General features: G+C 35.7%; 13 protein-coding genes and 1 other RNA gene. 4 read left to right on the top strand and 10 right to left on the bottom strand.

Annotated elements, in window-relative coordinates:
• Together IKK64_06640 and IKK64_06635 are read left to right on the top strand one after the other, a co-directional pair.
• Nucleotides 1-577 (top strand): 4Fe-4S binding protein (locus IKK64_06640; protein MBR4119740.1); only part of this gene is annotated, 577 nt, incomplete at its 5' end.
• Between the two features lie 4 nt (nucleotides 578-581).
• Nucleotides 582-1,208: a hypothetical protein gene (locus IKK64_06635; GenBank protein MBR4119739.1), complete on the top strand. Its 627-nt coding sequence runs from the start codon at nucleotides 582-584 to the stop codon at nucleotides 1,206-1,208.
• Nucleotides 1,209-1,791: 583 nt separating this feature from the next.
• Here the strand turns inward: IKK64_06635 and IKK64_06630 are convergent.
• The 10 genes from IKK64_06630 to IKK64_06585 form a co-directional block, all read right to left on the bottom strand.
• Nucleotides 1,792-2,172, bottom strand: a complete 381-nt coding sequence (locus IKK64_06630; GenBank protein ID MBR4119738.1) for a RidA family protein — start codon at nucleotides 2,170-2,172, stop codon at nucleotides 1,792-1,794.
• Between the two features lie 19 nt (nucleotides 2,173-2,191).
• Complete coding sequence (locus IKK64_06625) at nucleotides 2,192-3,538, bottom strand: YihY/virulence factor BrkB family protein (GenBank protein ID MBR4119737.1); 1,347 nt, start codon at nucleotides 3,536-3,538, stop codon at nucleotides 2,192-2,194.
• A gap of 7 nt (nucleotides 3,539-3,545) precedes the next feature.
• Nucleotides 3,546-3,897: RNase P RNA component class A (rnpB, locus tag IKK64_06620), an RNA gene on the bottom strand.
• Nucleotides 3,898-4,020: 123 nt separating this feature from the next.
• Nucleotides 4,021-6,285, bottom strand: a complete 2,265-nt coding sequence (locus tag IKK64_06615) for a phage holin family protein (protein ID MBR4119736.1) — start codon at nucleotides 6,283-6,285, stop codon at nucleotides 4,021-4,023.
• A gap of 134 nt (nucleotides 6,286-6,419) precedes the next feature.
• Nucleotides 6,420-7,634 (bottom strand): tetratricopeptide repeat protein, encoded by a 1,215-nt coding sequence (locus tag IKK64_06610; protein MBR4119735.1) that lies wholly within the window; start codon nucleotides 7,632-7,634, stop codon nucleotides 6,420-6,422.
• A 27-nt stretch (nucleotides 7,635-7,661) separates the two neighbouring features.
• A complete protein-coding gene (gene gyrA, locus IKK64_06605; protein ID MBR4119734.1) occupies nucleotides 7,662-10,205 on the bottom strand; it encodes a DNA gyrase subunit A in 2,544 nt (847 codons plus the stop codon).
• A gap of 495 nt (nucleotides 10,206-10,700) precedes the next feature.
• Nucleotides 10,701-11,084 (bottom strand): hypothetical protein, encoded by a 384-nt coding sequence (locus IKK64_06600; GenBank protein ID MBR4119733.1) that lies wholly within the window; start codon nucleotides 11,082-11,084, stop codon nucleotides 10,701-10,703.
• A gap of 4 nt (nucleotides 11,085-11,088) precedes the next feature.
• Nucleotides 11,089-11,688: a GNAT family N-acetyltransferase gene (locus tag IKK64_06595; GenBank protein MBR4119732.1), complete on the bottom strand. Its 600-nt coding sequence runs from the start codon at nucleotides 11,686-11,688 to the stop codon at nucleotides 11,089-11,091.
• A 39-nt stretch (nucleotides 11,689-11,727) separates the two neighbouring features.
• Complete coding sequence (locus IKK64_06590) at nucleotides 11,728-12,360, bottom strand: flavodoxin family protein (protein ID MBR4119731.1); 633 nt, start codon at nucleotides 12,358-12,360, stop codon at nucleotides 11,728-11,730.
• 105 nt (nucleotides 12,361-12,465) lie between these two features.
• On the bottom strand, nucleotides 12,466-12,876 hold the full coding sequence (locus tag IKK64_06585; GenBank protein MBR4119730.1) for a hypothetical protein: 411 nt from the start codon (nucleotides 12,874-12,876) through the stop codon (nucleotides 12,466-12,468).
• 208 nt (nucleotides 12,877-13,084) lie between these two features.
• Here IKK64_06585 and IKK64_06580 point away from each other — a divergent pair, with 208 nt between their 5' ends.
• Nucleotides 13,085-13,975, top strand: coding sequence for an SDR family oxidoreductase (locus IKK64_06580; GenBank protein MBR4119729.1), 891 nt, complete (start codon nucleotides 13,085-13,087; stop codon nucleotides 13,973-13,975).
• Between the two features lie 8 nt (nucleotides 13,976-13,983).
• Entirely contained in the window at nucleotides 13,984-14,193 is a 210-nt protein-coding gene (locus IKK64_06575) for a hypothetical protein (GenBank protein ID MBR4119728.1), read from the top strand.
• The last annotated feature ends 382 nt before the right edge of the window (nucleotides 14,194-14,575 follow it).

The following is a 14,575-nucleotide window of genomic DNA, read 5'->3' as shown; positions in this document are numbered from 1 at the left end:
TTCATCAAGAAAGACTGTGTCCGGATATTCAGGTCGCGCGGTCAAGCCGATTGCTTTGCGTCACATTCTTGAAATGACACAGAATCCGATAATCAAGAATATCGATTTCAGCGGTATCGGAGGTATCGAAACCTGGCGTGATGCCCTTGAATTCATCCAACTTGGATGCTGTAATGTGCAGGTGTGTACCTCTGTAATGCAGTTTGGATATAGAATTATTGATGATTTGATTTCCGGTCTTCAGGCATATATGGCAAGCCATGGTATCAACCAACTGTCAGATCTGGTGGGTGAAAAGATAAAAGATTTCTCACTGGCCTCTGAACTGGATAGAGAAACAATGGTGTTCCCGAAAATCAATCGCGAACTCTGTATCGGTTGTGGACGATGCAGCATATCCTGCTATGATGGCGGACATCAGGCTATCATTTTCGATGAAACTCGAAAGCCCAAAATCGTCGGCCAGAAATGCGTCGGTTGTCATCTCTGCGTACATGTCTGTCCGACAGGAGCCATTTCATCGACTAATCGAATAATGAAAAACAAGAAGAAAGTGAGTATACCTTATCAAAAATAATGATATGACCAGAAGACTTTTATTAAAGGATGTTTATCCTATGCATCCTGATGACATCAGTCGCTTTGCTGCTACATTGGCTGATGGCTTCAGCCAATATGCCCTATTCAAGTATATTTGTGGTGGAAAATACGACCGTGACAAAATGAGTTTGTTTTGGACACTATCGCTTGCTCTTTTACCGGACAATGCAATTTGCATAGCCGACAGCAAAGAGGCCAATTCGGTATTGATCTACGTCCGTCCCCAAAGCAAGGAAGCCAATCTGTTCTCATATCTGAAAAAAGGAGGCTTGAAGATGCTTTTGAAGCTTGGATTCAGAAGCATTATCCGGTTGTTGCGTTTTGAGGCTGAAGCACAACAAGTATCAAAGCGACATAAGACTTCCAATGATGGTTATCTGATGGCATTTGCCACTCGCATTGACAAGCAGGGACAAGGCTATGGCAAACCGCTAATGGAATTTCTCCTAAACTATCTTGACGTTTACGGAGAGGGGTGCTATTTAGAGACGCTGAAAGCAGAAAATGTGGATTTGTATACACATTTTTCGTTCCAATTAAAGGAGCATACAAATATCCAATTGGGGAGTCTCCCGTTATACGCAATGCATAGGCCTACAGGGATTTAACACCGGTACATTTATGCAGGTCAGTGGTGCGGTTTACGGTTGACCCAGATATTCCATCTCCAGTGATAAAGGATACTGAAACAGGAATGTTCTCACATGTGGGAGAAGGCGAACGTCGTGTCTCTCATGTAGAAATATTGGACAAACAGAGTGGTGAGTATAAGGCGGTGGAACTCTCTCGCCAATACACGATTGCTACATTGGACTACCTTATTCTAGAACAAGGGGGCTCCGGCATACTTAGTTGTGTGAAGCCTGATTCTATCTATTGGGGAGCAGATATTGAGGTTTTGCGTCATTACCTTGAGTCGGTTCTCGGTGGCAACATAGGTAGTGAGTATACCCAGCCTCAAGGGCGTATCATTTATAAGTACTTTAACTAGGTTAATTTAATTCATGATTTTTTTTTCATAGTTAAATTTAAGAATTAAAATTAGAATCTAATAGATATTAGAATATAACCTTATATAACATATTATATAAATATTATAAAAAAAGATAAGCGAAATTATATTTGTTTCGCTTATCTATAAAATCCTTGAGATATTTTACTGATAAAATATTTATCAAGCAAATATGCAAATTATTTTGAAGCAATAACTTCTATTTCAACTAAACCTCCTTTAGGTAAAGTTTTAACTGCAACGGCTGAACGTGCAGGAAAATCGAATTTAAAATATTTTGCATAGATTTCATTCATATCAGCAAACATCGACATATCTTGAAGGAAAACAGTTGTTTTAACAACATTATCCATATAATAACCAGCATCAGCCAATAAGTTAGATACATTCTTTAATGCTTGTTCTGTTTGCTCTTTAATTCCTCCTTCAACAAAATCAGATGTTGCTGGATCAATTCCTAACTGACCTGATGCAAATAAGAATCCGTTAACCTCAACAGCATGACTATATGGACCAATTGCAGTAGGGACTTTTGAAGATGATATAATTTTCTTTTTCATAGGTATAAATTTTAAATAATTATTTAGTTATTTGTTCAATTTCCACATCTTTAATAAGGATATTATCCATAGCATTATACATAGTATTATAAGCTTTAGTAATAGTATCCCATTGTAATTTATATTTTTCGTTACGATTAATTCTAAAATTCTTCTCTCCTGTTCCATCAGCATCTACCCTACTCAATAACATTCCAACACTCATCTTTGATATATCGAATGCTGGTTGATACGATGGCACTCGCTCATCTTCATTAAGAGTCTCTATAATTATTCCAGAGTCAATAAGCTTATTTATAATAGTTTTTGCAATTCTAATCGGTATATTATATGATGAAGATATATTTTGAAGGGTTAAAGGCGACAAACCTTTTTCAAAGCGTTGTACAATAACACACGATATAATAAGCAAAATAAACTTATAGTATTGAGAACTAATCTTCTTAACATTATCCTCATTACCATAGTCAGCAGTTTGCATAGAGAATGAGAGTAATACACCAAATAAAAATATCAACCACGATAGTTGCATCCATAACAACAAAAGAGGAAGGAATGCGAAACTACCATAAATAGCATTGTATTTTGATACCCATATCTGTCCATTCAAATATAAATATTGGAACAATTGGAATGCTATACCACATAAAATTCCCGCAATAAAAGCATACTTAAACTTAACTTTGGTATTTGGTATAAGTAAATATGCCACTGTAAAAAATATGATTGTAAAGAAATAAGGAGAAAGTTCTAATAGTTTATAGATCAATGGTGTTATGAAACCGAACATCTCCTCTGCATCTTTCAAGAATGTGGTAATCAACACAGATGTTCCTGATGAAAGTATCATCAAAATTGGCAGAATTATAAATAATGATGTATAATCATTGATTTTATGATAAAGTGAGCGTTCTTTGGCCTGCCAAATTTTATTCATTGTCATTTCAATATTTGACAATAAACTTATAACAGTCCATAATAGAAAAACTACTCCAATACCTATAACAACTCCTGAACGAGAGAACCTTAGATAATTATCTACAAATTGAAATGCTGTTGAAAGGGCATCTCTTTGAGCAGGAAACGATTCAAGTATTTGACTTTCAATAATTTTTTCAAAACCAAAACCTCCAGCAATAGCAATTAGAATAGCCAAAATAGGAACTATTGCAAGCATTGTGTTATATGTAAGTGCTGATGCTCGCAATTGTAATTCATCATCTAAAAAGTGTTTGGCAGTAATACGAATTACACTAACAAGTTTTCGTAAATTACGCCATAATCCAGTTAACTCCCTTTCGGGTGTGTGCAAAATATTCTCAACTATAAATGTTTTTGCACGACTTATTTTAGTTTTAAAATTCATTCAAATAAAAAACAGCAGGCCTATAAGCCGGGTTCTGTACCAAACAAGTTGGCATCTGTCATTTATCTCGTCTTTATGTTGCCATAAAGCTTTAGCGGTTTACCCCTCGGCATCGGACGGGCAGCCCTATAACGCCGATATACATAACCTTACAACCCATAAGACGTACCGCAACTATGTCGCCATAGTCACCCGTGAGCTCTTACCTCACCTTTTCACCCTTACCCCACAAGAGGGCGGTTATTTTCTGTTACGCTACTCTACCCTCGCAGATAGCTTCCCGTTAGGAAATATGGTGCCCTATGTTGCCCGGACTTTCCTCCAATATGAAACATATCAGCGACAGATTGTCCTGCTGTAGGTGCAAAATTAACTATAATATTTCACATAAAAGGATATAAACATCAAATTTTATTATATAGATAAAAAAAACTGACCTCAAAAAAATATTGAAGTCAGTTATTATTTATACAATTATAGTATTAATTTGCAGGGATAGAATCAATAGGCACTTCTACACTACCCTCTTCTACTACTGTCTCATCAATCACAACCTCTTCTACAACAACTTCTGGTTGATTATATCGAGGAAGTGGGGATTTAACTCCTGCCCATGCAAACATATTAAACATCCATAAAACAACAAGAGCAACTGCTATTACAGAAATTGAAATAGTCCATTTTTTCCATGTTGCCATACCTGATTTTTTATATGGATCTTTGAGTTTTAGTTTAGGGAATTTGGCAGAATCTGTCAATGTTTCTCCAAAAGGAATACTTATCTTAGAAGAAGCATTTACAGCCCAACCATTAGCATTCAATAGAGGAGCAATATTTCTACGACGCAATTTCATCCATGCCAAAATCATTGCAGGTCCAGATATTGCTAACATAATACCAGCGAAAACCAATATTAACTTCCACCACTCTAACTCAGACAATCCTTCAAATACAGCAACAAGAGCAGTACCTATCATACCTACCGCCATTCCTATTGCTGCAAATATACCAGCAAATTTAGCTATATCAAATGGTGGTGCGGCAGCAGGTTTAGATCCGTCAGCCGCAGGAGTTGCTGGAACTGTTGTTGGAGCTGCATTAATCTTAGCAGTTGCTTCTGACATCATTTTAGCATCTTTATCGGCAGCACTCTTGTTTATTAAGTTTTCAACAACTGTTGCCATTCTTCTGTAAGGAGACCAGAATGCTTGAGAGATACTAATAGGATTATCAATTATCTTAGTAATAACTGCATCCCACTCCCCTCCTTCATTATCGTAATAAATAGCATTTTTACCAACAACAAGATCTCCGATACTACCAACAGTAATAGCTGCTACTATCGATAATTTAGCAGGTTTATCTTTTGCAGTACAATCACAATAAATTAGGAACATTCCGCTCGATGCTGCCATAGTATTATGTTTAGCCATATCTGCAACTTTCATACAGAATCGGCACTCTCTTTGATCAATAATCAAGCGTCCAGATTGGAATATTGCTTTAATATTTTTATCTTTAGAATAAAAATCGTGAAGAGTAATAAAGTTTCTTAGCAATCGGTAGAAATCTCTAAATATATGAAGAAATTTATCTACCATCTCAATATTTTCTGCTTCTTCCTTCAAAGCAGCATCTTGAGCCACTAATGCCAATAGATTCTCTTTCTTATTATCCTCTAAATACTTATTAATAGTATCAATACCTAAACTCTCAACTTCTGCACCTGCTTTAGCATTTTTCCAATCAATATACGCAGAGAAAGTTGATTTAATCTCATTCCAGTCTGTTTCAGTAAGTTTCTTTTTACCTTTTAATACAACATCTTTAATAGTACTAAATTGTGAAGCCCACACTGGGTTTATAGCATCACTAAGAATTATTTCAGAGTCTCCTGTTACTCGAGCAATAGGATATGAAGCAATTTCATCAATCTTTCCTGTTAAATTATCGGCACTAATAGCCTCTATTCTTGAAGTTTGTACATCTAAACTTGCTGTACTATCAGGAGAAAATGAAGCCAATTTTGACCTCATAAAGAAATCTTTAATCTTAGCATCTAAGGCATTATAAGCATCAATAACACTATCTGTTTTATCACCGTATGGGGCCTCTACTTTTGCACCATACCAAGCAACATAATCTGCTAAAAGTTTATAGAATGTTTCAATCTTATCAGTATCAACTCCAGTATCACCACTTCTGTCAGCAACGCCACCAATAGTAGCAATAATTGATGCAATTACAGACTTTTCATCTGCATCATCAGTTGAGTTTTCAGTAATAACACCGTCACCGTTAAAACGTGTTTTTGCAAAAATGGCAGCAATATCTTTAGTATCTGCAATAGATATTACATCTCCCTCTTTATTAAGATTTTTAAGAATCTGTTTTGCAGCATCAAATAGTTTTTTGCCATTATCATTTTCTGTATTGAATTGACTAATATCAATTGAAGAATCTCCTTTAAGAATCAAATCTACATCCTTAATTGAATTAACAATCCATTCCGAAGTTGAAATAACATCATTAACTCTAATCTTACCATCTTTATCACAATCGATGTAAGCAAGACTCTTTTCATCAATTTCAAGACCACTAATAGGACATGAAAGAACTGTCCACATTTTAGGATCCAATTCTGATAGATGAGCAATATCCTCACCCGACTCAATTCTCACTCTTGTAGAGCCACCGATATTATCAAACTCCCATTTGTATTTAAGATTTTTATTTATTAGTGCCATACTTAAATAGTATTTAATTATTAATCATTCAAAAATAATCAATATTTTTCTCAAATAGCATAAAACTATTAAAAATTTTTCACAAAAAAAGGGAAGATTTTATTCTTCCCTAAATTTAATATAATAACGTTTAATTATTCTCCTAACATATTCTCTATACGCTCAAGGTTTGCGCCATCTTCAGCGTTGTAGTAAATATTTTTCAAACTATACATATAAGTAGTCTCAGAAGGATCAAGTTCAAGAGCTTTCTCAAAATAAGGCGCAGCTTTTAAGAATGCTGGTTTAACCTTCTCCTCACGAGCTTGACGATATGTATTGTTATCTTGAATTTCGCTAACCTCATTACTAATAGTAATAGCATTATTATAGAATATACGACCAAGCTCTCCGTATGCAGCAGCATAAGTAGGATCTGTATCAATAGCTTTATTCAAGACCTCAATTGCTTTCTCCTCATTCTTTTGTTCATAGTATAAAGAACCTAAAAGTTTCATATATTCACAATCATCAGGGCTATCTACAAGAGCCTCTTCGATAAGAGTAATAGCCTCTGGGATATTATCTTGATTAATATAAATGTTAATCAAACGAGCCAAGAACGCATACTCTTTTGAATTAACCTCGCTACCAAATTTTTTAAGACCCTCTTTAAAAGTAGCAATTAGGTTAGTGGTATCTTTAGTTTGTTCATATACGTATGCGTAAGCATTATAAATATCAAGAATATTATAGTTATCCTCTTTAGCAACATCAAGTGATTTTAAAGCCTCTTCGTAATTACCCAATTGAACAGCAGTCATGGCAGCAAAATATCTTGCTTGCATGTGCATAGTATCTTGGCAATTAATTTTAGAGTTTGCCATAAAATCTTGTTGACAAAGTTCTCCCATTATTTTGAACATCTCGTATGCAGCCTTTTGATCTCCATTGTTAATGAAATGTCCACCACCATAATAGAAATACTCTTGAACAGTCTCAAGTTCTTTAGCAATAGCCTTAGTTAATTTAGTACTAACTTTCCCTTTTTCATCTGGAATTTTCTCAAGTTCTATTGCTTTCATTAAATAAGGATAAGCAGTTCTAAGAGCATTGTAAACATCATCGTTTAAAGTTCCAGAATTACATTTAAAGTAATTAATCTCAACAAGACCTGCAACTTGATATGTTTTTGCTTGATTTGCAGTTGTAGGGTCAAGCATAGCAGCTTGAATACATTGACGAGCCTCAGTAAAATTAGGAGTCTCCATATCCCAAGTAGCAATCTCAGCGATTTTTACATTTTTCTTTTGTGCGAATGCAGCAGTACCAACTATTGCTATTGCTGCGATTAAAAAGATTCTTTTCATGTTCTTAATATTTTAATGTAAATTATATTATTCGTTAGTTTCATTAGGAGACTCAACAATAGTAGTATCAGAATCTACATTAGCATTCTCCTCGCTAATAACCTCTACTCCTTCTTGTACTGGTTGGTCCTCTTCTTTATCTACAACACAAACCGAAGCAATCTCATCGTTTCTCTTCTCCAAATTGATAAGCCTTACACCTTGAGTTGCTCTACCCATAATTCTCACATCATCCAATGACATTCTAAGGGTAATACCCGATTTGTTAATAATAACCAAATCATTCTCCTCTGTAACGCTCTTAATAGCAATAAGATTACCTGTTTTATCGGTAATGTTCAAAGTTTTAACACCTTTACCACCACGGTTAGTGATACGATAATCATCAATATAAGATCTCTTGCCATAACCTTGCTCCGAAACAACCATTATGCTCTCCTTCTCAATATCGTTGATACAAACCATACCAACAACCTCATCGTTACAACCTTCATCAAGAGTAATAGCCTTAACTCCAGTTGACATACGGCCCATCTCTCTTACTTTGCTCTCATGGAAGCGAATTGCTCTACCATATTTATTAGCAATAATAATCTCAGAATTACCATTAGTCAAACCAACTTGTATAACTTGGTCATCCTCTCTAATGATAATAGCATTAACACCTTTTTGTCTTGGACGTGAATAAGCCTCAAGTTTAGTTTTCTTAATAATACCTTGTTTAGTACAGAAAACTAAGTTATGAGATTGATTGAACTCGGGATCTTGAAGATTCTTAACTCTGATAAATGCATTTACCTTATCATCAGAATCAATATTCAATAAGTTTTGAATAGCACGACCTTTTGAAGTTTTAGAACCCTCAGGAATATCATAAACCTTCATCCAATAGCACTTACCACGTTGAGTAAAGAACAACATATAACTATGCATTGATGCAGGATAGATATATTCAATAAAGTCCTCATCTCTTGTATCACTACCTTTCGCTCCAACACCACCTCTATTTTGACTTCTAAAGTCAGCCAAAGGAGTACGTTTAATATATCCCATGTGTGAGATAGTAATAATCATCTCATCATCAGCATAGAAATCCTCTGGGTTGAACTCTTCAGAAGAATACACAATTTCGCTTCTACGCTCATCAGCATATTTCTCTTTAATCTCAATTAACTCATCAGTAACAACCTTCATACAAACGGCATTATCCTCCAAGATAGTTTTCAAATATGCAATTTGTTCCATTGTTTGGTTGTACTTCTCACGAAGATCCTCTTGCTCCATTCCTGTCAACTGACCTAAACGCATATCAACAATAGCCTTAGCCTGTGCGTCAGATAAGCCGAAACGCTCTTTCAAGTTTTCACGAGCAATATCTCTTGTTTTAGAAGCTCTGATAATAGCAATAACCTCATCTAAGTGATCACAAGCCAAAATCAAACCTTCAAGAATGTGGGCTCTCTCTTCTGCTTTATTCAATTCAAATTTGGTACGGCGAATAACAACCTCGTGACGGTGTTTAACAAAAGCCGCAATCAAATCTTTTAAATTAAGCAATTGAGGTCGTCCATCAACCAATGCAATATTATTTACACTGAAAGAAGATTGCATTGCTGTCATCTTATATAACTTATTTAAGATAACGTTTGAGTTGGCATCTTTCTTAATATCAATAACGATACGCATACCCGAACGGTTATCAGTCTCATCATTAATATTTGATATACCCTCAAGACGCTTCTCATCAACCAAGTCGGCAATATTTTTAATCAACTCAGCCTTATTAACACCATAAGGGATTTCGGTAACAACAATTTTCTCGCGATTACCATCCATTTCAATCTCGGCTTTGGCACGCATTATTACCCTACCCTTACCAGTCTCGTAAGCCTCCTTAACACCTGCATAACCATAAATATATCCACCTGTTGGGAAGTCAGGAGCCTTAATATAGTGCATCAATCCCTCAACAGTAATTTCGGGATCATTAATATATGCAATAACACCATCAATAACCTCTCCTAAATTGTGAGTTGGCATATTAGTGGCCATACCGACAGCAATACCGGAAACACCATTTACCAACAAGTTTGGAATTCTTGTAGGCAAAACAACAGGCTCTTGAAGAGTATCATCAAAGTTATTTTGGAAATCTACTGTATCTTTATCAATGTCTTGCAACATCTCCTCAGCAATCTTCGACAAACGAGCCTCAGTATAACGCATAGCAGCTGGGCTATCACCATCAACCGAACCAAAGTTACCATGACCATCAACCAACATATAACGCATAGAGAAAGGTTGAGCCATACGAACCATTGTCAAATATACCGAAGAATCACCATGGGGGTGGTACTTACCTAACACATCACCCACAATTCTTGCAGATTTTTTATGAGGTTTATTAGAGTTGTTTCCTAATTCGTTCATACCAAACAACACCCTGCGGTGAACAGGCTTAAAACCATCTCTAACGTCTGGTAATGCACGAGCAACAATAACCGACATCGAATAATCGATGTACGATTTTTTCATCTCCTCTTCAATGTTAATTTTAATTATACGATCCATTATTTATAATGTATTATTTTCAAGTTTTGACAATATTAAAAAACTGCATAAAGATAATACATTTTACCCAATCTTTAAAATTTATAGTAACTAAAATAGAGTATAAATCTATTATCATACACTTTAAAGCTACTATAAATAAGTTTTTTATCCTTATTTGCCAATTTGATAAAATTTTAACAAAAAGGTTTAATGACTCTCAGTTGTCATCATAGTTGCTCCTCTGTGTAGTTGATAGATAATCCAATTAGACCAATTTGCTAATTAGCTTAATAAAATAAAAAAGAAGTAGGGAGTTGGCTCTGTCAAGTCCGCAAAAAAAATGAGTATCAAAAGAAGTAGGGACGCTGGCCTGCCACGTCCGTTAAAAGAAGTAGAAACAAAAAAATTTGAAACAGCGTTACCTTATAACCTAATTTGTGCAATTAGCCTAATATAATCACCCCAAAATAATATCGGTCTGCTCGTATGAACAACTTGTTTATCTAACATCATTTACCCCATTCCTAATTTATTAAGCACTCTCCTCCCCGCATCAGTCATAAGACCTCTTCGTTCAAGATCAAGACAACGTTGAATATTAAGTTCAGTCCAATGACTATCCTTTCGGCGTGGCGACAATCTCTGCACAAGTCTGCCATCTGGGAGTTTTTTCTTTGTAGAGTCAATCCACCCAAAACAGAGAGCCTCTTCAACCACCTCAACATACCTGATAGCAGGCCACTCAGGGCATTTTGATACAAATGTAACCACCCAGCACTCTCCCGCCCTATCATGGTTACTCTCAAGCCATTGCCTCAACTCTTGTCTATCAGCAAAATGAAGTAAATTAGTAATTTGCATTATTGATTTTTCTCTAACAAATGAGTATTTACTCATACTTTCATAAATTCTTACAGTAAATATAAGTTAGGTAATCGTCTGCATCAGTTTTCCACTCATTACTCTTAAATTCTGCAACCCTTTCAAATCCATGGTGGGCATAGTAAGCATGATTACAAGATGAGTCTGTCCATAAATATAGATGTTCATAACCCTCACTCTTTGCTAATGCTTCAATTTTTGCAAGCAGTTGCTTACCGCAACCTTGTACAGTAGAGATAAAGAATGACAAATATAAATCCTTATCCGCTTGCATATAACGATACACTTTAGGCGAAGTTTTTCCAAAGTATTCTCGCAAAGCCAATGCCTCATTGCGTTGATTATCATTAAATGTTGGCATCAGTCCATCAAGCCATTCGTTATAACTATTATTTTGTGTAATGTTACCTGCAAGGATACATCCTAACATTGTTCCACTATCATCCACTATCTTAAATGCAAATGGAGCACCATACCAACCATAACGGATGATATATTCGCACATTTGCAACCCAAACTTCTTTCCATTTCCATTAGCAGCGTGTTCCTCACCCCAAACAGGGTATGCCAACAGAGATGCTTTATAAATATCCTCTTCGGTAAATGTAGTTATCCTCATATAATCCTCTTTTTGTTTTGGGTATATATCTTACTCCTATCACTCAGCCATTTGGCGACCTGCATCAAAAGCCTTTTGCAAATCCTCATTCCAATGAGTATCACGCCAAGCATGTTTTGCCTCTTCAGAAAAACTACCAAGTTCATAATTGCCATATTTTGCTACCTGACAAGTGTTGTAAGCTACAATACGTTGTGGCTCACCAAGAGCCGTAGTGAGGCACCACTCCATTGTACCAAAGCCATTACTATTATTACGTTCTGGCGTACCATTCATAGTTTCAATCAACAGTACAGGCATACGCTTGGGAGCAGTCAGGCTATAATCATTATATGATAACCATGGAAATGTCAATCGCTCCAAAAAAGAACGCATCTCTCCTGTTACCTCTCCAAAATAGATAGGCGAGCCAAGAACAAGACCGTCAGCATCAGCAATATCGTTCAAAACAGGAGTTAAAGTATCTTTGAAGCAGCAAATATTTGACGCCTTACCTTTAACCTTACAAGCCATACACGAAATACAACCCTTATAATTCAAATCATAAAGACGTATCACCTTAACCTCAACATCACTACTCACAGATTTAGCACCTTCGGCAAATCGCTGCAACAATTGTGCAGTGTTCATATTCTTACGAGGACCGCCATCAATAACAACAATCTTTTTCATAACCAAAAGTAATAATCATCTACTATTAAAACCCATATCATACCCAAATAGTTTCGCCAAACATCTAAACACTAATAGCCATATCTGGACTATTTATACATCATTCTATTCAAGACGCATTTCATTTATAATAGAAATCCACACTTTGGGTAAATATATATTTTGCACATTCAATGCCTCAATAAACAGAGGAGCAACCTCTTCATCCCTAAACCCTGCAATACCACACCCAATGCGGGTAAGCAAAAAGCAATAAGAGGGATGCATCTTTGCAAACTCAATAAATTCATCAACATAAGGCTTAATAGTTGATATAGGTCCATGCATCGTTGGAATAGCATACGATTTACCTTGCAAACCTATACCCTGCCCCCATATAGCACCAAATTTATCGTATGCAATCCTTGCAGCACCACCCATGTGCCGACCTTCAAGATTAGAGCCGAAAACAAAAATTTCGTTCTCTGATAGTTCAGTTATAAAATCAGGAGCAATCCTTTCATTAAGACTATTCATACTGAAATAAAAATTATCAAACATTAAATATACAATGCAAATTTAATTACAATATACACAAATAACAACAATAACACTTTTCAAATAGCATAATCATATTAACTGATTAATATGTTATATAAAAAAGCAACTCATCTATTTTAAAAATGACATAAAACATTATCTTTGTACACAATTAAAAATCCAACAAACAACAATCAATATTAATATGGCAAAGAAATATATATGCGGTCTTACAGCAAGAAATAAAATAGGATGCGACAAAGCAACATTTTTAAAACTAGTTGAAAATGGGGTAATTGAAGCAAAAAGAACAGAAACAGGCTCATGGCAGGTATCAACCAAAAGCGTTGACCAATACATAGCAAAACATCAAAACTCACCAATATACAAAGAATTCACAAACAAAGTAGCAATAATAACAGGCGGAGCAAACGGCATCGGGAAATGTATTGCCGATGAATTTAGAGCAAACGGAGCAACAGTATATGTAATAGACAAACAAGAAGGAGAACACTTTATTGGAGACATCTCAGACAAAGAAGTACTTGAAAAATTTGTAGCAAAAATTCTCAGCAAACACAATAAAGTCAATTATATTATAAACAATGCTCTACCTTTAATGAAAGGTATTGATGATTGTACTTACGAAGAGTTTCAATATGCCCTTAGCGTAGGAATTACAGCACCCTTCTATTTAGTAAAACTACTAAAACCATATTTAGGAGAAGGAGCATCAATAATAAACATATCATCATCACGCGACCGTATGAGTCAACCACAAACCGAAAGTTATACTGCCGCCAAAGGAGGTATTGCTGCACTCACTCACGCATTAGCCGTAAGCCTATCGGGGCGTGCAAGAGTAAACTCAATATCTCCGGGTTGGATAGATACAGCATACACCGTTTACAAAGGCTCTGACGCCATTCAACAACCAGCAGGACGAGTTGGAAATCCTATGGATATTGCCAATATGGTGTTATTCCTTTGTAGCAATAAAGCAAGTTTTATCACAGGAGAAAATATCTGCATTGATGGAGGTATGACAAAACAAATGATATATCATGGAGATAACGGTTGGAAGTTAAACAAATAATAAATATTATGACCCCACCAAAGATAGAGAACTCAACAAAAGAAGAGCGAAGAGACTACGTTATCAATTCATGGAAGTGCCTCCACAATTGCGACATGTGTGGCAAATGCCACATTCTAAAAGGCAAAGACCCCGAAACCCTCTATGCCGATTACATTGAAGGCAAACGAAGTTATATGGATATTACATTGGAGATTAGGAATCGTTCTATAAGATAGCATAATTTTTTACCATCAACAGTCAAGAATTTCAGATGACTACACTTTGTTGTCAACTCGTTTCCTGCTTTCTTCATTCGCATCTTCATCACACTCCAATACTTTCTTGGATTGGGACTATCAGTGATGACAGCTACAATATTAACCGCAGATAACCACCATTTGGATTTTTCCTCATCCTAAATAACTCGCACCTCTCGGGCATTGTAGAATCGAATGGATATTTTTGACATATCTAAGTTTTTATATGAAATAACGATAATCGTAGGTTATTCCTTTGTATTGTTTTAGCAGGTTGCCAATTTGAGCTAATGTATTTGAAGTATCAATAGTAGCAGGCAACTTGGTGTATAGGTTAAATGAGTTCCAGTTCATTTTCGTA

This window comes from Bacteroidales bacterium (assembly GCA_017521245.1).
Classification (GTDB): domain Bacteria; phylum Bacteroidota; class Bacteroidia; order Bacteroidales; family G3-4614; genus Caccoplasma_A.
Note: the sequence above shows the minus strand (reverse complement) of the source record. Positions and strands in the feature narration are given on the sequence as shown.

Excerpts from the sequence above, each read along its gene's own strand:
- IKK64_06615 (MBR4119736.1), bottom strand. The coding sequence starts at position 6,285 with ATGGCACTAATAAATAAAAATCTTAAATACAAATGGGAGTTTGATAAT.
- IKK64_06590 (MBR4119731.1), bottom strand. The coding sequence starts at position 12,360 with ATGAAAAAGATTGTTGTTATTGATGGCGGTCCTCGTAAGAATATGAAC.
- IKK64_06575 (MBR4119728.1), top strand. The coding sequence starts at position 13,984 with ATGACCCCACCAAAGATAGAGAACTCAACAAAAGAAGAGCGAAGAGAC.
- IKK64_06635 (MBR4119739.1), top strand. The coding sequence starts at position 582 with ATGACCAGAAGACTTTTATTAAAGGATGTTTATCCTATGCATCCTGAT.
- IKK64_06600 (MBR4119733.1), bottom strand. The coding sequence starts at position 11,084 with ATGAGTAAATACTCATTTGTTAGAGAAAAATCAATAATGCAAATTACT.
- gyrA (MBR4119734.1), bottom strand. The coding sequence starts at position 10,205 with ATGGATCGTATAATTAAAATTAACATTGAAGAGGAGATGAAAAAATCG.
- IKK64_06625 (MBR4119737.1), bottom strand. The coding sequence starts at position 3,538 with ATGAATTTTAAAACTAAAATAAGTCGTGCAAAAACATTTATAGTTGAG.
- IKK64_06630 (MBR4119738.1), bottom strand. The coding sequence starts at position 2,172 with ATGAAAAAGAAAATTATATCATCTTCAAAAGTCCCTACTGCAATTGGT.
- IKK64_06580 (MBR4119729.1), top strand. The coding sequence starts at position 13,085 with ATGGCAAAGAAATATATATGCGGTCTTACAGCAAGAAATAAAATAGGA.
- IKK64_06610 (MBR4119735.1), bottom strand. The coding sequence starts at position 7,634 with ATGAAAAGAATCTTTTTAATCGCAGCAATAGCAATAGTTGGTACTGCT.
- IKK64_06585 (MBR4119730.1), bottom strand. The coding sequence starts at position 12,876 with ATGAATAGTCTTAATGAAAGGATTGCTCCTGATTTTATAACTGAACTA.
- IKK64_06595 (MBR4119732.1), bottom strand. The coding sequence starts at position 11,688 with ATGAGGATAACTACATTTACCGAAGAGGATATTTATAAAGCATCTCTG.